This window comes from Streptomyces sp. NPDC054887, assembly GCF_053610585.1.
The window spans coordinates 26,492-46,490 of sequence record NZ_JBSGYQ010000048.1; the positions used below are offsets into that span (position 1 = coordinate 26,492).

Sequence of the window (19,999 nt, forward strand, 5' to 3'; positions counted from 1 at the left end):
CACTTTCGCGCCGCTGCCTCTTTTGGATCTTCCGCCTATGGCGCCCGGCGCCCATGGTCCGGAAAGCACATTGCGTACGGGCGTGTCACCGCCCTTGGATTGCCAAGGTCATGACGGCGGGATGCTCCCACTGGCACGGAAGGCAGCGAATGACACCCACGCTCAGCGGCTGCACACCCTGGCCCGAGGAGTTCGTCGACCGCTACTGGATGGCCGGGCACTGGCGCGGCACCACGCTGGACAGTCTCCTGCGCGGCTGGGCCCTGGAGTACGGACCGCGCACCGCCCTCGTGCACGGCACCACCCGCATCATGTACGCCAACCTGAACCGGCGCGTGGACCGTATGGCCGCCGGATTCCGGTTGCGCGGCCTCCGGGCCGGTCAGCGGGTGGTCGTTCAGCTGCCGAACGTACCCGAGTTCCTCGTCACCCTGTTCGCGCTGATGCGCGTCGGCGCGGTGCCCGTCGTCTGCCCGGTCTTGCAGCGCGCGTCCGAGGTGTCCCACCTCGTGCGGATCACCGAGGCCGCCGGGTACGTCGGTCCGTCGACGTACCAGGGCTTCGACCACACGAAGATGGCCGCCGGCATCGCTGCTCAAGGGCCTTTCCTACGGCGGGTGTTCAGCTACGATCCGCCCGGCGCCTCCTCCCCGTACGGCGGTCTGACGACCGACCCTTCGGGATGCCACTACTTCCCGCTGGGCTCCGTCGACGCCCCGCCCGGACCGGCACTCGCGCAGAGCGCCGGCCAGGTGGCGTTCCTCGTGGCCTCCGGCGGCACCACCGCGGCGCCGACGCTGGTGCCGCGTACCCACAACGACTACGCGTATCAGGTGCGGGCCGCCGCCGAGCTGGTGTCGCTCACCGAGAACGACGTGTATCTCGCCGCCCTGCCCGCCGCGTGCGACCTCACCCTCGGCTGCCCCGGCATCGTCGGAACCCTGTCCGTCGGTGGCACGGTCGTACTGGTCGAGGACGCGGGGCCCGCCGAAAGCCTCGCCATCGCAGGGCGGGAGCGGGTCACCGTCACGTCATTGGCACCGGCTGCCGCCCTGCACTGGCTGAACGTACTCGCCACGCTTCAGACCGACTTGCGGGCCCTGCGCCTCCTCCAGCTCGTACACCTCGTGGCGATCGGTGGAGCCCCTGCGCACCGGGCGATCGTCGAACGGTTGGGCGCCGGGTTCGGCTGCCGTCTCCGGCAGGTCTTCGGCATGCCTGGTGGGCTCCTGACGCTCACCAGGCCCACAGACGCGGACGAGACCGTGCTCACCACGCACGGCCGTCCGCTGTCACCCGACGACGAGATCCGCATGGTCGACGCCGAAGGCAAGGACGTGCCCGACGGGGAACCCGGCGAACTCCTCGCGCGCGGTCCGTACATCCCGCGCGGCCACTACCGGGCCCCCGACCTCGACGCACGCTCCTTCACGCCCGCCGGCTACTTCCGCACCGGCCTGATCGCGCGGCGCACCCCGGACGGAGACCTGGTGGTGACCGGCCGCCTCACGGAGGTTCCGCAGGGGGCGGACCGCGCAGATCCGTCCGGCGGGTAAGGGGCGGACGGCGTCGGCCGGGGCCCGTCCCACGCGTCGCCCCGGCTTGAGGCGGGACGACTCAGCAACCACCGTGCGCGGTGATCAGCCGGACACCGCTGCCGGAAGGGTCCGGAGCGGCCGCAACACTGCCATCCCTTCCTCCAGCCCCAGCTGCATGGCGAAGTCGAACCGGTCGACCTCCAGACACAACTCCACATCGGTGGGGTGAGCACCGCCGCGTCGCCCGCCGCGCAGGTCGTCCGCGGCTGGAGACGTGCGGGCACGGTGCACATAGGGGCCGGCGTCGACACGATCCCCGCTCAGGAGCCGGGCCAGGTAATCGGCGCAGGCCAGATCCTCGGCGGCACGGCCGTCCTCGCCGGTGGCCACCCACGTCACCGACTCGGCGCCGGAATCCGCCAGGGCCCGGGCTGTGGCGCCGGCCACGACGAAACTGGCGCACAGCGCCAGTTCCGCCCCGACGACCGCCAGGGCCCCCACCGTTCCCGCAGTGGTCTTCTGGATCACGGTGCGGCCGGCCAGGTCGGCTTCCCGCAGCAGACCGGGGGAGTTGACGAGGTCGAACCCGGCGGCCGGTGCCCCGTCCTTGAGTGCGAGCCAGCCCGGGTGACGTGCCTTGATTTCCAGCGCCTCGCCCGCGTCAGCAGCAAGAACGATCTTCTCCGCTCCCCGGTGGAACGCCCATGCGGTGGTGGTGAACGCCCGCATCACATCGATCACAACGGCCACCTGTTCGGTGCCGTCCACCCCGGGTATCGCGACCACGCGTGACTCCATGCCGGATGATCCCAGCGCAGTGCGGCGATCCGCAAGGCGATATGTCGGCGCGGCAGCGGCAGCGGCAGCGGCAGCGGCAGCGGATGCGGAGGTGCGGGGCCGGCCGGTGTGGCGCCGGCCCCGCACGGTGGTGGCCGTGCGTGCTACTTCAGGTACGGGCCCGCGGTGCCGATCTTCCCTGTGCCGCCCAGGACGTAGACCCGCAGGTTGCCCTTGCCGGGTGCGGCGACCGTGAGCCTGCCGTCGGTGACGGTCTTCGTGTCACCGGTGACGGCGTCGGTGTACGTGCCGTTGGGAACGCCCGTGTAGGTGGCGGCGTGGGTGACCGTCACGAGCGCGAAGCTGTCGGTGGACCCGCTGGTGTAGCGGCGTTTGTAGGCCATCTGTCCGCTGATGCCCTCGGTGGAGTACTGGCCCATCTGGAGGGCGGGGATCGCCCGGCGTATCTGGTTCAGACGCTGGAGGTGTTTGACGAGCGGCTTCTCCAGAGTGGTGGCGACGGCGCCGGTGGCGGAGTCGACCTGGGAGAAGCCCGAGGTCTTCACGTCGCCGGCGATGTGGTCGCCGAAGTACGCGCGGCCGGTCGTCGCCAGTGGGCAGCCGGGGCCGCAGTCGATCTTCTTGCCGGCCTGGAACTCGACCTCCGAGCCGTAGTAGAGAGTGGGGATGCCGCGGAAGGTCCACATCAGCGCCATGTTCTCCGCCCAGGCGTCGGTGCCCCCGGCGTAGCGTTCGCTGCCCTTGTTGGGGCCGTAGTCGTGGCTGTCGACGTACACCACGTTGTAGGTGGCGTCGTTGTAGCTGTCGTCGGAGTCCTTGCCGTTGTGGAAGGCGTTGGAGGCGTCACCGAAGTTCATGTGGATGCGCATGTCGATGACGTTCATTCCGGAGAACCTGCTGCGGTCCGGGGCGTGATAGCTGTTCCCGTTCAGGAAGGCGTTGGCGGAAGTGGGCTGGTTCGCCGTGCCGGCCTGCTGCTCGTAGGCGTACATCTCGAGCGCCGCCCTGGTGTCGTCGGCGTCGTACTCCTTGCGTTCCTTCCAGGTGAAGAACTGCGCGGAGTGGTTGACCGAACCGCGGTTCCACTTGTCGTTGACGAAGGCGGCGACCTCCCCGAAGACGAAGAAGTGCTGGGCGGCCTCGGCGCCGTGCCGCTGGGTGACGCGTTCCTGGATGGCGGGCAGGAATCGGCGGTTCCAGGTGGTGCGCGGGATGTGGACGGCGGTGTCGAGGCGGAAGCCGTCTACGCCCATGTCGATGTACTTGTTGTAGGCGCCGATCAGGTAGTTCTGCACCTGCGGGTTCTCGGTGTTGAAGTCGGCCAGGTCGTCGTGCAGCCAGCAGGAACGGGAGTCCTCGCCCTCCCAGTTGCCGATCCAGCAATTGTGGTAGAGCGCCTTCGGGAACATGCCGGACGTGGGGCTGGGCCACTGGCAGTTGTAGATCCGGTACCCCTCGGGCGAGGTGTACGAGGTGGCCTTGCCCCAGTCCACGCAGGTGTTGCCGGACGGCTCCGCCGTCGACCAGAGGTCACCGTTGTAGTACGACTTGCCGCTCTTGGGGTCGATGGTCAGGCCGTCGTACTCGAAACCGGGCTGCTTCTCGTCGTAGTGCCAGCTCCACTGGCTGTCCCGGACGCCGTAGACCGTCGGCGTGAACAGCCCCTTGGCGCCCCAGCGGGAGGAGTGGTTGTGGACGACGTCCTGATAGATCTTCATGCCCTTGGCGTGGGCCGCGTTGATCAGGTCCTGGTACGACGCGCCGGCCGACTCCAGGCGCGGGTCGACCTTGTAGAAGTCGTAACCGTGGTAGCCGTGGTAGTCGTAGTCGGAACGGTTGAGCACCACCGGCGTGATCCAGACGGCGGAGAAACCGAGCCCTTTGATGTAGTCGAGCCGATTCACCAGTCCCTTGAAGTCACCGCGGAACATGGGGTCGTTGTTCGCGGCGTTGCCCGACTTCTGGTGCTGGCTGCCGCCCCGGTTGTTCGAGCTGTCGCCGTCGTTGAAGCGGGCGGTGAGGACGAAGTAGATCGGGTCCTTGCGCGGGTCGGTGCCCAGCGGTCTGCCCGGGGCGGGCGCCGGCGGCTTCTCGCCCGTCGTCGCCGTCACGGCGGCGGAGGCCTCCGAGACGTTGCCGGCCGCGTCGGTGGCCTTGACCGTGTACGTGTACGTGGTCTTCTCCTCCAGGCCTGCGTCGGAGAAGACGGTCGAGCCGACATGGGTCACGAGTGTGCCCCTGGTGCCACCGGTGCGGGTGACCTGGTACGTGGTGACGCCCTTGTCGTCGGTGGACGGCTCCCACGTCAGCAGGACCGAGACGCCGTCGGCCTTGGCGGCGACCTTCCCCGGGACGGTGGGAGCCCGGGTGTCGGGCACCTCGCCGGCGCACGGGTCGCCGGCGTCCTTGATGACGGTGTTGTTCTTGACGGTGGTCACGCCGGCGGGCAGGACGTAGTCGGCGCCTTTGTTGTTGTCCCAGACGCCGTTGCCGTTGTTGAAGGCGGCCCGTAGGGAGGCGGCGGCGCCCAGGTCGACGTCCTTCCTCCACCAGCCGGCGCACGCGGCCTGCATGCCGATGCCGGGCACGGCGGTCCACGTGCCGCCCGCGGGCTGGTAGTGCAGGGTGGCGGTGTTCCAGCCCAGCGTCTCGGTGGAGTAGTACACGGTTGCTCTGCCGCCCGTGCCCGGTGGGGGCGTGGGGCTGGGTGCCGGGTCCGGATCGCCGCTGCCGGCACAGGGGTCGGAGTGGGCGACGACGCCGTCCTTGACGGTGATGGCGCCTGTGCCGAGGTCGTAGTTCTGGCCGGCGTTGTTGTCCCAGACACCGGAGCCGTTGTTGAACGTCGCCTTGAGCCCCGTGGCGGCGCCGAGGGTGACGGTCTTCTTCACCCAGTCCGTGCAGGCGGCCTCCATCGCGACGCCCGGCACGGTGGTCCAGGCGCCGCCGTCCGGCGCGTAGTGGAGGTGGTATCGGGTCCAGTTCTTCGTCTTCGTGTAGTAGTAGACGGTGGCCGTGTTGTCGGCGGCTGCGACGGGCGCGGTCGCGGGTGAGGTGTCGCCGGGGACGGCGGACAACAGCCCCAGGACACCGCAGGCCGCCAACGCGGCGGCCAGCGGGTGCGCGAGCAGCCGTGTGCGGGTGCGTTTCATGAGTCTCTTCCTGCGTGGGCCGCGGCACGGCCGCGGCAAGCGGCTCTTCAGGCCCTCGGCGAACGCCGGCCCGCCCCGCCCCTGACGCGCCCCAGGGGTCCAGCACCGGCATGCGGCCGGAGCGGGAAGAGCGGACGGCAAGTTGCTGAAAGCCCTTGCATAATGGGGAAGTTAACGCCCGCGCCGAAGCCGGTAAAGAGGTGGGACGGGAACCGGAACCGCGAGGCGTGCGGCGTCTTCCCAGGCGGGCGGTCCGCCCCGGAATGCGAACACGCGTCACGGCGCAGTGGTGCGTCACCGCGACGACGGCGACACGGACGGCCGCCGACCCGACCGGCGATCCCCGGGGGAGCAGGGCCGACCACTCGGTCACGCCGCGTCGGCCGGAAGGGGTACTGGGTGGAGCAGATTCCGCCGACCTCTGGTCAAGGGGGCTCGATGGCGCTTAACGTGCCTGCACTCACCACCCCCCGCAGTCCTCCTTCCCGATGACGTGAAAGGACTTCCATGCCCTCACGCCGTACCGTCGCGGCCACCGCAACCCTGGTGGCCGCAGCGCTGGTCTCTCCGCTTCTGTCCGCAGGGTCGGCCACCGCCGGCAGCGCGACGGAATCAGGCCCCCACCGGGGCGATGCGCTGGCTCGCAAGCTGGTGAAGGAGTCGACGGCCAAGGACGCCCACCGGCACCTCCAGGTGCTGCAGCGGATCGCCGACCACAGTGGCGGCAACCGGGTGGCCGGTTCACAGGGGCACGAGCGGTCCGCCCAATACGTCGAAGCCATGATGAAGCTGGCCGGCTTCAAGGTGTCCAGACACGAGTTCGACTTCGTGTACACCGAGACGATCAAGGAGAGCCTCAAGGTCGTCTCGCCCACGCCGCGCGACGTGCCCGTCAAGCTCATGACGTACACGGCGAATTCGCCCGCCGGCGGCGTCACCGCGCCGCTCGCCGCCACCCCCGTCGACGCCGACGGTACGCACGGCTGCGAGGCCGGCGACTTCGCCTCCGGCACCTTCACCGGCAAGATCGCCCTGATCAAGCGTGGCGGCTGCGCCTTCGCCGTCAAGCAGGCCAACGCCGCCGGCGCCGGCGCGGTCGGCGCGGTCATCTACAACAACACGGCAGGAGCCCTCAACGGCACCATCGGCGCGCCGGACCTCGGCAAGATCCCGACCGGCGGCGTCACCCAGGCCGACGGTGAGGCGCTCGCGTCGGAAGCGGCCAAGGGGCCGGTCGAGGTCACCCTCGACATCCGGGAACTGCGGGAGAACCGCACCACGTACAACGTGGTCGCGGAGACCCGCGGCGGAGACGCGGACAACACCGTCTTCCTCGGCGCCCACCTCGACTCGGTCACCGACGGGCCCGGCATCAACGACAACGGTTCCGGCTCGGCCGGGATCCTCCAGGTCGCCCTCGAACTCGCCAAGACCCACGCCAAGCCCGAGAACAAGGTGAAGTTCGCCTGGTGGTCGGCCGAGGAGTTCGGCCTCCTCGGGTCCGAGGCGTACGTCGCCTCGCTGACCGAGGAGCAGAAGAAGCAGATCAAGCTCTACCTGAACTTCGACATGATCGCCTCACCGAACGCAGGCTACTTCGTGTACGACGGGGACAACTCGGACGGCGTCGGCGAGGGCCCCGGCCCGGAGGGCTCCGCACAGATCGAGAAGGGCATCAACGACTTCCTCGATGCCCGGCGGATACCGCACGAGGGCACCGACTTCACGGGCCGCTCCGACTACGGACCCTTCATCGAGGTCGGCATCCCCTCCGGCGGTACCTTCACCGGCGCCGAGGGCATCAAGACCGCGGGTCAGGCGGCCAAGTTCGGCGGGACGGCGGGGGTGGCGTACGACCCGAACTACCACGCCGCCGGCGACACCATCGAGAACATCGACATGAAGGCGTTCGACATCAACATCGACGTCATCGCTGACGCCGTGGGCCACTACGCCCACGACCTCGGCCCGCTGTCCGCCCCGGTCGAGTCGGTCCCGACCGACGGCGACGCGGGCAGCGGCGGCGGCCTGCACGACGGCCACGGGCACGAAGTGACCGAGTAGCCGCCGCGCGTCCGTGCAGGACGCGAGCGCGCGGGGTGGTGGTCCGGTCCAAGCCGACCGTCTACCACCCTGTGCGACCGCCGCACAGCGCATACGACCCTGGCCGCGGGTGCTGTCCGCCCGCGGCCAGGGCGTTGGGCGTGCTGCCTTTCGGCTGCCGGCCAAGGTCTCCGGTGTCTACCGCCGGACGGCACCACCAAGCGGCTCAGGCAGGCTGCCCGGCGGCTGCGAGCAGGTCGTGCACGGCGGCGCGAATCGTCTCGTCCTGGGTGAAGCCGCGCCAGCCGCCGTCGCACCGCAGCCGTCGGTCGAGGGCCGGCACTCCGCGCAGAAGGCTTGAGGCGGACCCGGCCGCGCGGCCTGTCCGCGCCAGGTGACGCACGGCGGGGAGCATCACCGGCCGGTACGTGCCCTCGCCCAGCTCCCCGACGGCGGCGGTCAGGACCGGGACGCTGCTCCCGGGGTCACCGGTCGCTGCCCACAGGGCGTGCGCCGCCTCGACACGGGTCCACGGATCGCTGCCGGCGGTGAGGGCGCGGAGTTCGCCGGCGCAGGGGGCCGCGTGCTCACCGAGGTCGGCGAGCATGGCCAGGGCAGGGTGCGGTAGGCCGCCTCCGCCGAGGGCGCGTGCCAGTGCCTCCATGGCCGGTCCGGGTTCGCCGCCGACCTTCCAGTACGCCCAGGCCGCGCGTTCCGTTCGTACCCCGCCGGTGGCCGTCCGGGCCAGCAGAGGCTCCCGGGCCGCGCTCGCCGCACTCCCGATCGATGCCAGGGCCCTGGCCGCGGCTTCCCAGGTCCGGTCGTCCTCCAGCAGGACGAGCAGCCGGGGGACCGCCGCCGCGGCAGCCGGCCCCCAGCTCTCGACAACCCCGCAGAGCCGGACGAGCGGGAGGCCGTCCGTCGCCGGGGCGAGCCGGTCGCAGAGCGCCGGGAGAAGGACGGCGGAGTGGTCGGAGAGATCACTCAGTACTTCGTCGATCGCGGGAAGGGCCGCGTAGTGCCAGTCGCCGGCCGGGTAGTGGGCCGAAGCCGACGCGAACCCGGACCCCTCGCCGGTCAGCAGATCGATCAGTCCTGGCAGGCAGCGCGGATCGTTCATCCGCGCCAGCGCCCACAGGGCCGCCTCGGCAACCGTTTGCCGTCGACGCGTCGTCCTGGCCGATGTGTCGGTCAGAAGTGCCGCCACTTCGTCGGCGTGCGCCGCCGCCTCGGAGCCGACACAGGCCAGCAGTTCGGCTGCCAGGAAACGAGCCTCGGTGGCCGGGTCCTCCAGCCGTGCGGCGATGCGCGGCAGCAGCGCGGCGGTCGGTGAGCGCCACTGGGACAACACGGCGCCCGCCTGTGCCAGGGCGCCGACCCGTTGCTCCTCGTCGCTGTGGTCGGCGAACAGGCCGAGGGCGAAGGACGGCGACGGCCCGTCGATCAGCTTCCCCGTCCAGTGGTGTACGCCGCGCACGCCTGTGCGCACCGAGCTGGTGTGCCGCCACAGGTCGACACTCGGGTCACGGACCGCTTCGATCAGGAGAGGCAGCCGTTGTGCCGGGAGCCCCGGGTCGCTGGGGGCGAGGGCGTGTACGGCCGCGAGGCGTAGCTGCGCCTGCGGAGCGCCGAGCAGGTCACGGAGCAGGGTGTGCGCCTCGTCCCCGCGTACGCCGGCCGGCTCGCGCCGGGACGCGTGGCCCAGTGCGAGGACCAGTTCGAGGCGGGTCGCGGGGTCTTCCTCCACCTGCCAACGCCGCAGCAGCCCGGGCAGCAGCAGCTGACCGGGACTTGCGCAGGCGCCGATCACATCGGCCGCGGCCCGCCGCAACTCCGCCTCCGGATCATCCAGCAGGGCCAGTACGTCGGGCAGTGCCCGTTCCCACGCCGGAGCCCAGCCCGGATCGAGGAAGCGGTCCGCAGCCCGCCCGGCTTCGGCTGCCAGCATCGCGGTCAGTTCCAGCATCGCCAGGCGACTGGGAACCGCCGGCGTCGCGGCCAGTCGCAGTACGAAGGGCAGTGCGGCCGAGGCTGCGGAGCAGATCCAGCCACCCTGGTGGAACAGGTGGTTGAGAAGATCGGACGCGGCGTCCTCGGCATCGTCCGGATCCGGCCCGGCGCACCGGCGCAGCAGGCCGGGCACGTCCTGGCCCGTCCCGTAGTTGTGCTCCAGCGAGGCCCAGTCGACCGCATCCAGTCCCACCCACATGGGCACGACCCTACCGGGAGCGCCCGCAGGGAACCTGCTCAGAAACAGCTCAAGTCGCTTGTCTGCGACGCCTGCGCCAAGAAGAGTCTTGACCACCATTGACCAGTGGTTCGGGGGACACGAGGATGAAGATCAAAAGGGCCCGCCTCTCGGCGTGCGTCGTTGCCGCACTGCTCACCGGCACGGCCGCCTGTACGTCCGAGGGCTCCGAGCCCGGCGCCAGGGCCGAGCGCACCGCCGGCGCGGCATGCCGGAACGGCACGTACACCTGGTTCAACGTCGACAAGCGGGACGTGCTGACCGGCGTCGCCGAGAAGCAGGAACTGGGCAAGGGAGGCGGGAGGCTGACGCACGCACTGACCGCGCTCCATACGCCCCGCGTCGCCGTGACCTTCGAGAAGGGACCGAAGGTCGAGGCCGAAGCTGTGCTCCGCTCGCTGGGCGTGCACATGGGGGAGATGGACGCTCCGGACAGTACGAACGTCGAGAGCGTCGCGTTCACCGACCTCCGCAGGTCCGCACCGGACCTGAACTCCGGCGCCACCAGCGTGCACGGTGCCGGGACCTTCGCGGAATTCGCTTGGGTGCGGCAGGTCACCGCCGACTTCCAGTACGCCTGTGGGGCAGGCGAGCGTGTGAGGGGCCGCGCTACCAACTGGCTCGTCGAAGGCTCGGGCGTCGTGGAGTGCTCGGAAGAGGTGAAGAAGGCCGGGGCGGGAGAGCCGGCAGTGGCAGCGGCCCGGATCTCCTGCGGCCCCGACGCCCCGGCCGCCAGGACTACGACCACCGGATGAACGCCTCGCTCACGTGGCGCCTGTACAAGGCGGGTTAGTCGTCGATCCCGGTGACCACACACCCGGCGGCCCGGCAGCGTACCGGCCGCTTCGTAAAACATTGGCGCGCTGGGCAGTTCGCAGGCAGCATGCAGCCATGAGCGACCAATCCGCGCGATGGACCCAGGCCACCGTCTACCCGGACATGTGGGCCGACCCGGACGACGATCCCCGCAACAGCGAAGGAGCCAGTCCGGAGGGCGAGTTGGCGACGCTGCTGGACTTCCTGACGAACTACCGGATGACCCTGTTGATGAAGTGCGAGGGCCTGGATACGGAGCAGCTGGCCCGAAGGTCGGTTCCGCCGTCGACGATGTCGCTGCTCGGCCTGCTGCGACACCTGGCCGAGGTGGAACGGGACTGGCGCAACTGGATCAGCGAGGGTGACCCGGCGCCGAAGCTGTACGGCGAGCGTGACGCGGACTTCGACGGAGCGGTCGCCGACCAGGCCCTGGTCGACGCGGCGTACGCCGACCTGGCGCGCGAACAGGCCGCGACCGACGCCGCGCTCGCCGAACACGCGGACCTCGGCGAGCGTCTGGGGAAGGACGGGATCGCCGTCCGTGAGCTGCTGGTGCACAGGGTCGAGGAGTACGCCCGTCACTGCGGGCACGCCGACCTGCTGCGGGAGTGTGTCGACGGAAGAGTCGGACAGTGAGGGCGGGAGGGCACATCCGCGGCCGCGACGCCGGAGGGTTGCGGCACGCGTAACGCGACGCTGCGGAACCGCGTGACGGACAGGTCCGTCGCTACGCCTGCTCCACCGTGATTCCTGACTGTTCCAGCAGCCACAGGACGCTTTCGAAGTACGTGAGTTCGCCCGCCGCGTCGACGCTCACGGACGCCAGCGCCTCCCGGGCGATGTGGGCGTCGTGCCAGACCAGGGTGATGGGCCCGGGCAGGAGGTTGCCGCCGCAGGAACAGCCTCGCGGTGCGGCCCAGCACTGGGCGAACCGGGTGCCGGGGCCGCCCAGCGCCTCCCCGAGGGCGCACTGGACACCGGGGATGTCTGTGGCGAACCGGCCGTCCAGGTGGCAGACGTCACCGGCCCGGTCCTCGCCGCCGACCGGCGGGGCGAACCGCAGCCACTCCGTCCTGGCCCTCGTGTCGAGACCGGCCCACGCGTTGGAAGTGCTCGGCTTCCCCTCGTACCACACGTCCCAGGCCGGCCGGGTGGCGTACGGCAGTGGTCTGGTGAATCCTCCGTCGATACGGATGTCGACCAGAGCGCCCCCGAGTACGGACGGGCGTGCCGCTCGGACGTTCAGGAACAGGTGGTCCTCGACCCGGACCACCCGGCCCGCACGGTCGAGTACGAACAGGGACACGGGGTCCCCGGCCTCCCGCCGGGTGGTCAGACGCCGCAGCAGCAGTTCCCCGGGTTCGCACCCGACGAGGGTGAGCGGGCGCGTCACGGCCGGGCGCTCCCGCCCGTAGAGCCCCTGCACCTGCCGGCACTGGCCGATCCGGCCACCACCCCAGCCGTTGAAGAGCAGGACCCTGGCCGCCCGTGGCTCTTCCTTGGCGGAGAACGGCCCGTCTCCGACCTCCGCCTCGACCACCACGTCCACCCGCGAGGGATCGTCCGCGTTCGGCCGGCTGCCGAGGACCACGACATCGGTCAACTCCCAGTCGTGCCGGGGCTTCTCCGCGTCCTCGTGCTCGACGAGGAGGGACAGGTCCCCCAGCCGGTCGCGTTCCCGCACGGCCCCGTCGACGGCCTTGCGCAGCCTGCCCTCGGGTGCGCACCCGGTGAGCGTCAGCCGCTCGCGTCGCGGTTCCTCCTCCACGAACAGACCCTCGATGTCGGCGCAGCGCGTCCACACCGTCTGCTCCCCGTCCCACTCCTCGCTCACGAGCAGGAACCTCAGCGGGAGGTCACGCCCCCAGGTCCAGATCCGGTCCTCGTACCGCTCCCCGTACCGGGCCTCGTACAGTTCCCCACCCTCGTGCATGCCGCCGATCATACGGACGCGCCGATGCGCCGACGGGCGCCCGGCCCATGCAGTGCGCGCCCGCTGCCGCGGCGAGCGAGGGCGTCGTTCGGCTCGCCCCGGCACGCGCGGCTCGCCGTAAAATCACCTGCACCGTCGTCGGCCGGCCGCGCATCCCGGTTCAGTCGACGACCGGGCTGCGGCGCTCGATGAGCAGCACGTCCCGCCACACGCCCCGCATGCGGCCGACGCGCTCACGGGTGCCGATGACGCGAAAACCGGCCCGCTCGTGCAGTGCCAGACTGGCGGTGTTCTCGGGGAAGATGCCGGCCTGGACGGTCCAGATGCCGGCCCCTTCCGTGGAGGAGATGAGCCGCTCCAGCAGCATGGTGGCCACACCCCGGCCCCGTGCGGAGGGGCTGACGTACACCGAGTGCTCCACCACACCGGCGTACGCGGGCCGCGCGGAGACCGGCGAGGCGGCCACCCAGCCCGCGACCCGGCCGGCCGGGTCGGCAGCGACCCAGCGGTGCTCGGGGAGCTTGGCCTTGTCGAACGCTTCCCACGGCGGTGCCCCGGTCTCGAACGTGGCGTTGCCCTCCTCGATGCCCGCCCGGTAGATCGCCAGCACGGCCTCCGCGTGCTCGGGCAGCATGGGAGCGAGGGTGAACGCACGGGGCACGGCGCCTCCTTGGCAGCGGCATGATGAGCAGTACGCCGCCACATTCTGCCGCTGACCCGCGCTCCTCCCACGATCGGCCTCCCGGCCGGCCCGGAAACGGGTTGCCCCGGTCGAGCAGTGGCCACTAGCCTCACGCCCCAACGCGACTGACGCGTGATCTCGGGATGGGGAGTTGATGAATATGGCCGCCGTCGGCCGTCATCAGCATGCCCTCATCCGGCCCGTGCGATAAGAGCGCGGCCGGTCGTTCCCACGACCAGGAGAGACACATGTCTTCCTCTTCCTCACCCGCACACGCCGACGTGGTGACCCAGCACCTCGTCCTGCGGCCCTGGACCAGGGCCGAGGCCGCGGCGGTCCTCGACGGCACCCGGTGCCCGCACTGGGCGAACGACTTTCCCGCCGAAGGCGATCGCGTGGTCGCGGGCCTCTTCGACCAGTACCCCGACTGGCTCGGCACCTACGGCCACCGTCTGATCATCGAGCGCGGCAGCGGCCTGGTGGTGGGCTCCATCGGGCTGTTCTGGCCGCCCAGTGAAGGCGTCGTCGAGATCGGCTACGGCATCGTGGCCTCCCGCCGCGGCCGGGGCTACGCCCCCGAGGCAACCCGGGCCCTGACCGAGTTCGCCCTCACCTCGCCGGACGTCCACACCGTGTCCGCCGAGGTGGAACTGTCGAACCCGGCCTCTGTACGAGTTCTGGAGAAGGCCGGTTTCCACCGGTGGGCCACCGCGGACAACACAGCCGAGTTCAGGAGGGAGAGCCGGGACCAGGATCGGCACTGATCCCCGGGTCCTGGAGGCGATGTTCTCCAGGACCCGAGCTTGCCGCCCGGCCGGCCCATCGCCGGCCGGGGTGAGTACGGCGTGGTTCGTGGGGCACTCGGGCTCCAGGCGTCCGAAACAATCGGGCCAATGGACAGGAGGAGTTGTCGTGTCGTTTCTGTGGGCCATCATCGCGGGACTCATCATCGGCCTGTTGGCGAAGCTGGTACTGCCCGGCCGTCAGCCCATCCCTCTGTGGCTGACCGTGCTGCTCGGTATCGCAGGCGCCCTGGTGGGCAATGCGCTGGCCAGCGCCTTCGGCGTACGCGACACCGGAGGCATCGACTGGATCCGGCACATCTTCCAGATCGGCATCGCCGCCGTCCTCATCGCCTTCGTCACCCCGCTGTGGGCACGACGACGACACGCCTGACCACCGCGCCCCAGCCCTGTCGGCCGTACGACCGGCCGACAGGGCTTGCGCATGCCCGGCCACCCCGTCGGCGTGCCGTCGGCGCCGACCAGCTCGGGCGGCCGGTCACAGGCATCCGCGTGGCAGTGATCAGCTTCCGCGCTTCAGCCGGACGAGGACGGGAGCACCGAAGGGATCGCCGGACTGGTTGACCTGGACGTGTCCTGCGCCCCACCACTCGTTCGTGCCGGGAACCCGGTGAACTGCCTCCAGCCAGAGCGACTGGTTCGAGCCCTCGCGGGCACCGGTCGCCGCGGGCAGGCGGTGACGTTTGATCTTGACGCACCGGCCGCCGTCGGTCAGGTACCAGTTGCCGTCGAGGAACAGGCCCTTGTCGTCCTGACCCACAGGAATCCGCCGAGTGCACCCGGCGGGCGCGGCCTTCAGCTCGACCCACTTCCCGCCGTCCCAGCGCAGTTGGATGAATTCGTCGTCCGGCTCGTTCTCGACCTCGCCGTGGTTGTAGCTGTTGGTTCCGTACGCGCGCACCTCGCCGCCGTCGAGCGCGAAGACCTGGCCCAGGCCGGCGCCGGGCTCCGGCGGGATCGGCTCGTCGAAGCGGGCCTGTGGAGTCTCCACCGCCTTCCAGGATGTGCCGTCCCAGTGCATCGAGGCGGGCTGGCTGTACCGCTCGCCGTACCCCAGTTCGGTGCCGGGGCCCGTGGAACGGCTGCCGACCGCCCATACGTCGTCCGTTGCGACCACGGCGAGGTCGGACGCGCGGTACGGCAGCCGGGTCGTGGCCCAGCGAGTGCCGTCCCAGTGCTGGGCGGACTGCTCGCCCGTAAGCGCCCAGATGTCGTCCGGGCCAGCGGCCTCGAAGTCCCCGACCTGGCCCGACGGGGGGTTCGGCACCGCGGACCAGCGGGTGCCGTCCCACTGAGCCCAGGAGTTGCCGGCGGTGCCGTCGGCGGAGCCCTGCGACCGCAACCACAGGGCTTCTCCGCCGACTGCTTCGAGTACGGGCGGGTGGACGGTGGCGCCGAGAGCCTCCGGCAGAGGCTCGCGCTTCCACCGCGAACCGTCGTAGTGCAGCAAGTGGGAGTTGGCCCTGCCGTTGTTCTCCGTCCCGACTGCCCAGATGTCGTCCGCCGCGAGGGCGGCGACATCCGTGAACTTGCCGCTGTACTCGGCAATGTGCTCGAACTCCCAGGTAAGGGCGTCCGCGGCGGCCTTCGGTGGGACGTTCTCGCCGCCGGTGTCCGCCGCGTCGGCGGAGCCGGCGCCGCGAGAGGCGGCCGGCTCGGAGTCAGCGCCGCACCCCGCCGCCGCGAGCACCGAGGCCAGCACGGCGACAGCCGCCCATGTGCCCCTGTGCCCGGTTCGCGCAGGCCTGTACATGAACGCCACCCCTCGCCGCTTGCCTGTTCCGGCCCTCATCCTCTCCGACCACATCGCTCGGGGCGCGGCTGCGCTGGGTTGCGCGGACATGGTCGGGGAACAGGCGCAATGCGTACGGCAGGCGGCAGTCGGAACCGAGAGTCGCGACGGGGGTTCCGCAGGCGCACAGCCGGACGGCCGGCGGGGCCGGAAACCGTCCCTTGTGAGCCGGGTTCCGGGTGGATCCCGCACGGCACAGTTACGGGCCCGGGAGTTGGGGAACACGGGGCAGGTCGGATCCAGTGGCCGTCGCCACCATGGCGTACGGCGTGGTACGTAAGAAGGAGCTGCGCGATGACGAAGGCGCGAGAGATCATGACCGGCGGAACCGAGTGCATCGGTGCGGACGACACTGTCCTGGACGCCGCTCGCAAGATGAAGGACCTCGGTGTGGGCGCCCTGCCGATCTGCGGCACGGACAACAAGCTGAAGGGCATGCTGACCGACCGGGACATCGTGGTGAAGGTCCTCGGCGCCGGCAAGGACCCCGCCTCTTGTACGGCGGGCGAGCTGGCGCAGGGCGAGGCAGTGACCATCGGTGCGGACGACGACGCCGAGGAGATCCTGCGCACCATGACGGAGCACAAGGTGCGTCGTCTGCCGGTGATCGACGGACACGACCTCGTGGGCATGGTGGCACAGGCGGACGTCGCGCGTGCCCTGCCCGAGCCCAAGGTAGGTGACCTCGTGGAAGCACTCTCCACCGACTGACCGCACGTCCAGCATGTCGGTGTGATCCGACGCGGCCGGCCCCGCGACCACGGTCCGCCGCTGTGCTGCCCCCCTTGAGGGGCAGTACGCCGTCGCTGGTGATGCGGCGATCAGTACCCCGTCGGCCGGGGGCCCGACCGACGGGGTGTTGCCGGTCGAAGCCTCGGTCCCGCGCTGATGTACGCGAGGGCCGGAGCCCGATGTAAGGCACCGACCGCGCCGACCGGTGCCGGCCGGCGCTCGGGCGCGTACACGACCGGCGGCCCGCGAGGGTGGGTGCGACCGGGCTTCCCGCCCGCACGCGGCGTCACCGCGGCACAGGGGGCGCCTCCCCGGTGCCGGCCGTGAGCGTGAACAGGGCTCCGTCCGGGTCCCGCAGCGTCATCCACCGCTCGGTGGCACTGGAGGTGACCTCCGAAACGATGCTTCCGCCGAGTGCGGTGGCCGCCTCGACGGCCGGCTCCAACTCGGGGACGCGGAAGTAGACGTACCAGCGCGGGCGGGCGTGTGGCGTCAGCGCGGCGACTTCCACGGGACCGCTGTTCAAGCGCGCCACGGGTTCGCCGTTGCTCCGCAGCACGACCTGGTCCTCCTCGTACGAGACCTCGCAGCAGTGGGACCGGCCGGTGGTCCACTCCAGCACCTCGCCGTAGAAGATCGCCGCATCGAACGCGTTACGGGTGCGGAGTTCGAGCCACGCCGGTGCCTGACGCTCCCCGATCCTCCAGCCCGAGAACACGAACCCCTGCCACACCCCGAACGAGGCACCGTCGCGGTCGGCGGCCAGAGCCCCCCGGCCACCCGTCTCGACGGAGACCGGGCCCACCGCGACCGTGCCGCCGCGCTCGCGGATCCGGGCCGCCGCCGCATCCGCGTTACGGACGGCGAAGTACGGCGTCCAGGCCGACGGCACCCCGAGAACCCCGGCCAGTGCGCCGACCCCCGCGACCGGCACGCCGTCCAGTTCGGCCACCGACAGGCCCTCACCGAGCCGCCCCGGCCGGAAGCTCCAGCCGAGCACGCGTCCGTAGAAGCGCTGCGACGACTCGAGGTCCCGGGCCATCAGACTCACCCAGCAGGGCGCACCGAAGACCTGTTCCGTCGAAACCTCCGTCACGACTCCGCCCTTCCCCGACGCCGGCCGGCACGTCCCTGGGACGGCCGCACCGACACAACAGGTACCGCGCCGATCCACCACGGGCACGAAGGCGCGCCACGGTGGAGCACCGCGCAGCCCCCGCCCACCCGGGACGCATCTCGCGTCCCGGGTGGCGCGGGCGGACGATCAGCCGGACACGTCGCTCACGCGGCGGTCGGCACGATGCGCTCGAAGCCGGCGCGCAGGCGGTCGTGGCGTCGCACGTCGGTCCACACGTCGGCCGGACGAGGCCGCGAGACGTACCAGGCCCAAATGGACACACCGACGGCGGCGATCAGCGGTATGAGCAGCCAGGCCAGTGCGGACATCATGTTCTCCCTTCGCATGTGGGCGTCTCGTACGACGGGCCGGGCGGGCCCGGGCGGGCACCACAAGGCACCGGGCATGGGCCGCGCCCCGCACTGCGGTGCGGTGGTTCGACGTCCGTCACGTGCCTTCTGATGCCGACGCCATTCATATACCTCGCACCAGTTAAGTTGACAAGATGAGGCTCATGTCTACCCGGTGCGGTGCGGTGCGCGGCAGCCGGAGATCGTCCCGGGTCCCAGGGGCGGGACATCGTCGTGCGGCAGAGCTGGTGAGAGAAGGCGCGGCGGGCGCCGAGCGGTCAGCGTTCGTCGCGGTACGTGAGGTCTTCGGCGCCGGTCTGCCGCAGCGTCCGGCGTATGTGTTCCGTGGCGCCCACCACCTCGATCCGCGCAGGCGGTGATGTGTACAGCAGCGGTCTGACGAGCGCGAAGGCGCAGATCAGGTCCAGCGTGTCGACACTGCGGACGTCGAGCACCCACTCGCGCACGTGCTGCACCTCGCCCGTCATCAGGCAGGTTTCGATCTGTCGGGCGAGCGGGCCGGTGATCTCCCCCGACAGAGTCAGCCGCGCTCGGCCTCCTTCGACCGGCGCCAGAATGACGCTTCGTGCACCGGCGCCTTCGGTGGGCTTTACCGTGGCTGCCATCTGAGCCTCCCTGGCCGAATCCCCTTCGCCCATTTTCCCACGCACGTGCATATGCGCGTATCGGGCCACATCAAGGGCGCGTACCGCGATCAATCGGTCCGCTTCCCGGCGCGTATCCCTGTCCGTCCGGTGCGGCTGGTCGCTGAAGGCCGCGGCCTCTCGCGGGCCGGGGCCGAGGTCGAGAGGCTGATCACGGAGGGGAAATCGTTTCGGCAGTCCGGCTGAGCGGCAGGCTCTCCGGCGACTTCACCTTCACACTCAAGCGCTGATCCCTCGTCGGGCCCCGGGGCCTGTCGGGCAGGATCCGCCGGGCAGGCCCTGAGCACGTCCGGCCGGCGCGGTGCCGGACGACAGGCCCGGCCCACGAAACCGCTGGATGAAACGTCGCGCCGGGCGCCGAAGTGACCGCAAAGGGTGCCCCGTTGCCGTCCGGTGACATTCGTGACGTAGCTGTAGCAAGGGGGCAGGGCAACGGAAGCGCCCTTCAGCGGGTCGTACACGGTGTAATGACCGGCAGTGGTCCGGCGGGACGCCCGACTGAGCCCGTCCCCGCACCCGGTCGTCCCGACAGCAACGCATGGGGGAATCATGAACGTCCGCACACGCGGTACCCGGCTCGTGATGGCCGCGCTGGCCGCCGCGACCGCAGTCACACTTGCCGCCGCCCCGGCGACGGCGGCGAGCTCTCCCCGGTTCCTGGAGCCGAACGAGCTGCCGCCCCACCCGACCTCGCCCTGGTACGCCGGCCCCGTCACCGCCGGACAGCCCGAGCACCCGCCGGTCTGCGTGGGGGAGGCGCTGCCGTCCATCTCCAGCCACCGCGAGTTCTGGACCGAGTACGACACCAACGGCTCGCAGGTCACCGTGGTCGAGCGCGACGAGCAGCGGGCCAAGGCGTTCGCCGCGCTGCTGCGCCGCAAGATCGCCGACTGCGCCGAGCGGCTCATGGCGGAGAACCCGGACATCAAGGCGACCCAGAAGAGCTACGGCAAGATCAACGTCGAGGAGGGCGCCACCGTCCACGGCCTGCACACCGTCTCCGACTGGGGTTCCTCCGACGTCAGCCTGTTCTCGGTGGGTCGGGACGGCAGGACGGTGACGTACGTCCGGTGGGCGCAGATGGGTACGTTCGCACACGCGCAGGTCGCGGACTTCAAGGCGGCCACGGTGACCGCTGTCGGCAAGCTCTACTGAGCCCCGCTCGGCGGTTCCACCGAGCCCCGGCCGGAGCCGCTCCCCGGAGCCGGCCGCCGGGCGCGGCGCGCGCCGGCTTGTCCTCGGCGTACTCGACAGCCAGAAAAAAACTTTCCCCGGCGATGTCGAGAACCCGTGGCCGGCTCCGTCCCCGGGGTGAAGGCGGCCACAATGG

17 protein-coding genes and 1 pseudogene are annotated in these 19,999 nt (G+C 70.8%); 9 read left to right on the top strand and 9 right to left on the bottom strand.

The genetic code is table 11. The features are described from left to right. The first annotated feature begins 149 nt into the window (after positions 1-149). Positions 150-1,556, top strand: a complete 1,407-nt coding sequence (locus ACWGH0_RS24595; RefSeq protein WP_453406385.1) for an AMP-binding protein — start codon at positions 150-152, stop codon at positions 1,554-1,556. 84 nt (positions 1,557-1,640) lie between these two features. Here the strand turns inward: ACWGH0_RS24595 and ACWGH0_RS24600 are convergent, their stop codons facing one another. Beyond that, a complete protein-coding gene (locus ACWGH0_RS24600) occupies positions 1,641-2,336 on the bottom strand; it encodes a 2-phosphosulfolactate phosphatase (protein WP_453406386.1) in 696 nt (231 codons plus the stop codon). 143 nt (positions 2,337-2,479) lie between these two features. Next, the gene (locus ACWGH0_RS24605; RefSeq protein ID WP_453406387.1) at positions 2,480-5,488 is read right to left on the bottom strand and encodes a carbohydrate binding domain-containing protein; all 3,009 of its coding nucleotides are present in this window, start codon (positions 5,486-5,488) and stop codon (positions 2,480-2,482) included. Positions 5,489-5,995: 507 nt separating this feature from the next. Between ACWGH0_RS24605 and ACWGH0_RS24610 the strand changes: the two genes are divergently transcribed. Then, a complete protein-coding gene (locus ACWGH0_RS24610; RefSeq protein ID WP_453406388.1) occupies positions 5,996-7,552 on the top strand; it encodes a M28 family metallopeptidase in 1,557 nt (518 codons plus the stop codon). A gap of 205 nt (positions 7,553-7,757) precedes the next feature. On the opposite strand, the gene ACWGH0_RS24615 is transcribed toward ACWGH0_RS24610, so the two are convergent. Next, positions 7,758-9,740 carry a hypothetical protein gene (locus ACWGH0_RS24615; RefSeq protein WP_453406389.1) on the bottom strand — a complete coding sequence of 661 codons (1,983 nt, stop codon included), beginning with the start codon at positions 9,738-9,740 and terminating at the stop codon, positions 7,758-7,760. A gap of 125 nt (positions 9,741-9,865) precedes the next feature. On the opposite strand from ACWGH0_RS24615, the gene ACWGH0_RS24620 reads away from it, so the two are divergent. Both ACWGH0_RS24620 and ACWGH0_RS24625 read left to right on the top strand, forming a co-directional pair. Further along, positions 9,866-10,534, top strand: a complete 669-nt coding sequence (locus ACWGH0_RS24620) for a hypothetical protein (RefSeq protein ID WP_453406390.1) — start codon at positions 9,866-9,868, stop codon at positions 10,532-10,534. Positions 10,535-10,670: 136 nt separating this feature from the next. Beyond that, a complete protein-coding gene (locus tag ACWGH0_RS24625) occupies positions 10,671-11,231 on the top strand; it encodes a DinB family protein (RefSeq protein WP_453406391.1) in 561 nt (186 codons plus the stop codon). Between the two features lie 91 nt (positions 11,232-11,322). On the opposite strand, the gene ACWGH0_RS24630 is transcribed toward ACWGH0_RS24625, so the two are convergent. Both ACWGH0_RS24630 and ACWGH0_RS24635 read right to left on the bottom strand, forming a co-directional pair. Continuing rightward, the gene (locus ACWGH0_RS24630; protein ID WP_453406392.1) at positions 11,323-12,528 is read right to left on the bottom strand and encodes a barstar family protein; all 1,206 of its coding nucleotides are present in this window, start codon (positions 12,526-12,528) and stop codon (positions 11,323-11,325) included. A gap of 160 nt (positions 12,529-12,688) precedes the next feature. Next, positions 12,689-13,162 (bottom strand): N-acetyltransferase family protein, encoded by a 474-nt coding sequence (locus ACWGH0_RS24635; protein WP_453406409.1) that lies wholly within the window; start codon positions 13,160-13,162, stop codon positions 12,689-12,691. Between the two features lie 296 nt (positions 13,163-13,458). On the opposite strand from ACWGH0_RS24635, the gene ACWGH0_RS24640 reads away from it, so the two are divergent. Further along, positions 13,459-13,974, top strand: coding sequence for a GNAT family N-acetyltransferase (locus ACWGH0_RS24640; RefSeq protein WP_453406393.1), 516 nt, complete (start codon positions 13,459-13,461; stop codon positions 13,972-13,974). Between the two features lie 148 nt (positions 13,975-14,122). After that, complete coding sequence (locus ACWGH0_RS24645) at positions 14,123-14,386, top strand: GlsB/YeaQ/YmgE family stress response membrane protein (protein WP_453406394.1); 264 nt, start codon at positions 14,123-14,125, stop codon at positions 14,384-14,386. Between the two features lie 129 nt (positions 14,387-14,515). Here the strand turns inward: ACWGH0_RS24645 and ACWGH0_RS24650 are convergent, their stop codons facing one another. Next, a complete protein-coding gene (locus ACWGH0_RS24650; RefSeq protein WP_453406395.1) occupies positions 14,516-15,766 on the bottom strand; it encodes a hypothetical protein in 1,251 nt (416 codons plus the stop codon). A gap of 333 nt (positions 15,767-16,099) precedes the next feature. Here ACWGH0_RS24650 and ACWGH0_RS24655 point away from each other — a divergent pair, with 333 nt between their 5' ends. Next, positions 16,100-16,516, top strand: a complete 417-nt coding sequence (locus tag ACWGH0_RS24655) for a CBS domain-containing protein (protein ID WP_453406396.1) — start codon at positions 16,100-16,102, stop codon at positions 16,514-16,516. 307 nt (positions 16,517-16,823) lie between these two features. Here the strand turns inward: ACWGH0_RS24655 and ACWGH0_RS24660 are convergent, their stop codons facing one another. The 3 genes from ACWGH0_RS24660 to ACWGH0_RS24670 form a co-directional block, all read right to left on the bottom strand. After that, the gene (locus tag ACWGH0_RS24660; RefSeq protein ID WP_453406410.1) at positions 16,824-17,579 is read right to left on the bottom strand and encodes a VOC family protein; all 756 of its coding nucleotides are present in this window, start codon (positions 17,577-17,579) and stop codon (positions 16,824-16,826) included. Positions 17,580-17,818: 239 nt separating this feature from the next. Beyond that, a complete protein-coding gene (locus ACWGH0_RS24665) occupies positions 17,819-18,001 on the bottom strand; it encodes a hypothetical protein (RefSeq protein WP_453406397.1) in 183 nt (60 codons plus the stop codon). Positions 18,002-18,282: 281 nt separating this feature from the next. Further along, positions 18,283-18,630: an STAS domain-containing protein gene (locus ACWGH0_RS24670; protein ID WP_453406398.1), complete on the bottom strand. Its 348-nt coding sequence runs from the start codon at positions 18,628-18,630 to the stop codon at positions 18,283-18,285. Positions 18,631-18,717: 87 nt separating this feature from the next. Between ACWGH0_RS24670 and ACWGH0_RS24675 the strand changes: the two are divergent. Together ACWGH0_RS24675 and ACWGH0_RS24680 are read left to right on the top strand one after the other, a co-directional pair. Further along, a pseudogene (locus tag ACWGH0_RS24675) lies at positions 18,718-18,899 on the top strand (DUF1062 domain-containing protein); the annotation flags it as partial. A gap of 319 nt (positions 18,900-19,218) precedes the next feature. After that, the gene (locus ACWGH0_RS24680) at positions 19,219-19,824 is read left to right on the top strand and encodes a hypothetical protein (protein ID WP_453406399.1); all 606 of its coding nucleotides are present in this window, start codon (positions 19,219-19,221) and stop codon (positions 19,822-19,824) included. The last annotated feature ends 175 nt before the right edge of the window (positions 19,825-19,999 follow it).

What these genes read in the sequence shown, in the direction of transcription:
- ACWGH0_RS24650 (WP_453406395.1), bottom strand. Translation starts at nt 15,766, where the DNA reads ATGTACAGGCCTGCGCGAACCGGGCACAGGGGCACATGGGCGGCTGTC.
- ACWGH0_RS24620 (WP_453406390.1), top strand. Translation starts at nt 9,866, where the DNA reads ATGAAGATCAAAAGGGCCCGCCTCTCGGCGTGCGTCGTTGCCGCACTG.
- ACWGH0_RS24640 (WP_453406393.1), top strand. Translation starts at nt 13,459, where the DNA reads ATGTCTTCCTCTTCCTCACCCGCACACGCCGACGTGGTGACCCAGCAC.
- ACWGH0_RS24660 (WP_453406410.1), bottom strand. Translation starts at nt 17,579, where the DNA reads ATGGCCCGGGACCTCGAGTCGTCGCAGCGCTTCTACGGACGCGTGCTC.
- ACWGH0_RS24680 (WP_453406399.1), top strand. Translation starts at nt 19,219, where the DNA reads ATGAACGTCCGCACACGCGGTACCCGGCTCGTGATGGCCGCGCTGGCC.
- ACWGH0_RS24600 (WP_453406386.1), bottom strand. Translation starts at nt 2,336, where the DNA reads ATGGAGTCACGCGTGGTCGCGATACCCGGGGTGGACGGCACCGAACAG.
- ACWGH0_RS24605 (WP_453406387.1), bottom strand. Translation starts at nt 5,488, where the DNA reads ATGAAACGCACCCGCACACGGCTGCTCGCGCACCCGCTGGCCGCCGCG.
- ACWGH0_RS24655 (WP_453406396.1), top strand. Translation starts at nt 16,100, where the DNA reads ATGACGAAGGCGCGAGAGATCATGACCGGCGGAACCGAGTGCATCGGT.
- ACWGH0_RS24625 (WP_453406391.1), top strand. Translation starts at nt 10,671, where the DNA reads ATGAGCGACCAATCCGCGCGATGGACCCAGGCCACCGTCTACCCGGAC.
- ACWGH0_RS24635 (WP_453406409.1), bottom strand. Translation starts at nt 13,162, where the DNA reads ATGCTGCCCGAGCACGCGGAGGCCGTGCTGGCGATCTACCGGGCGGGC.
- ACWGH0_RS24610 (WP_453406388.1), top strand. Translation starts at nt 5,996, where the DNA reads ATGCCCTCACGCCGTACCGTCGCGGCCACCGCAACCCTGGTGGCCGCA.
- ACWGH0_RS24615 (WP_453406389.1), bottom strand. Translation starts at nt 9,740, where the DNA reads ATGTGGGTGGGACTGGATGCGGTCGACTGGGCCTCGCTGGAGCACAAC.
- ACWGH0_RS24670 (WP_453406398.1), bottom strand. Translation starts at nt 18,630, where the DNA reads ATGGCAGCCACGGTAAAGCCCACCGAAGGCGCCGGTGCACGAAGCGTC.
- ACWGH0_RS24595 (WP_453406385.1), top strand. Translation starts at nt 150, where the DNA reads ATGACACCCACGCTCAGCGGCTGCACACCCTGGCCCGAGGAGTTCGTC.
- ACWGH0_RS24630 (WP_453406392.1), bottom strand. Translation starts at nt 12,528, where the DNA reads ATGCACGAGGGTGGGGAACTGTACGAGGCCCGGTACGGGGAGCGGTAC.
- ACWGH0_RS24665 (WP_453406397.1), bottom strand. Translation starts at nt 18,001, where the DNA reads ATGCGAAGGGAGAACATGATGTCCGCACTGGCCTGGCTGCTCATACCG.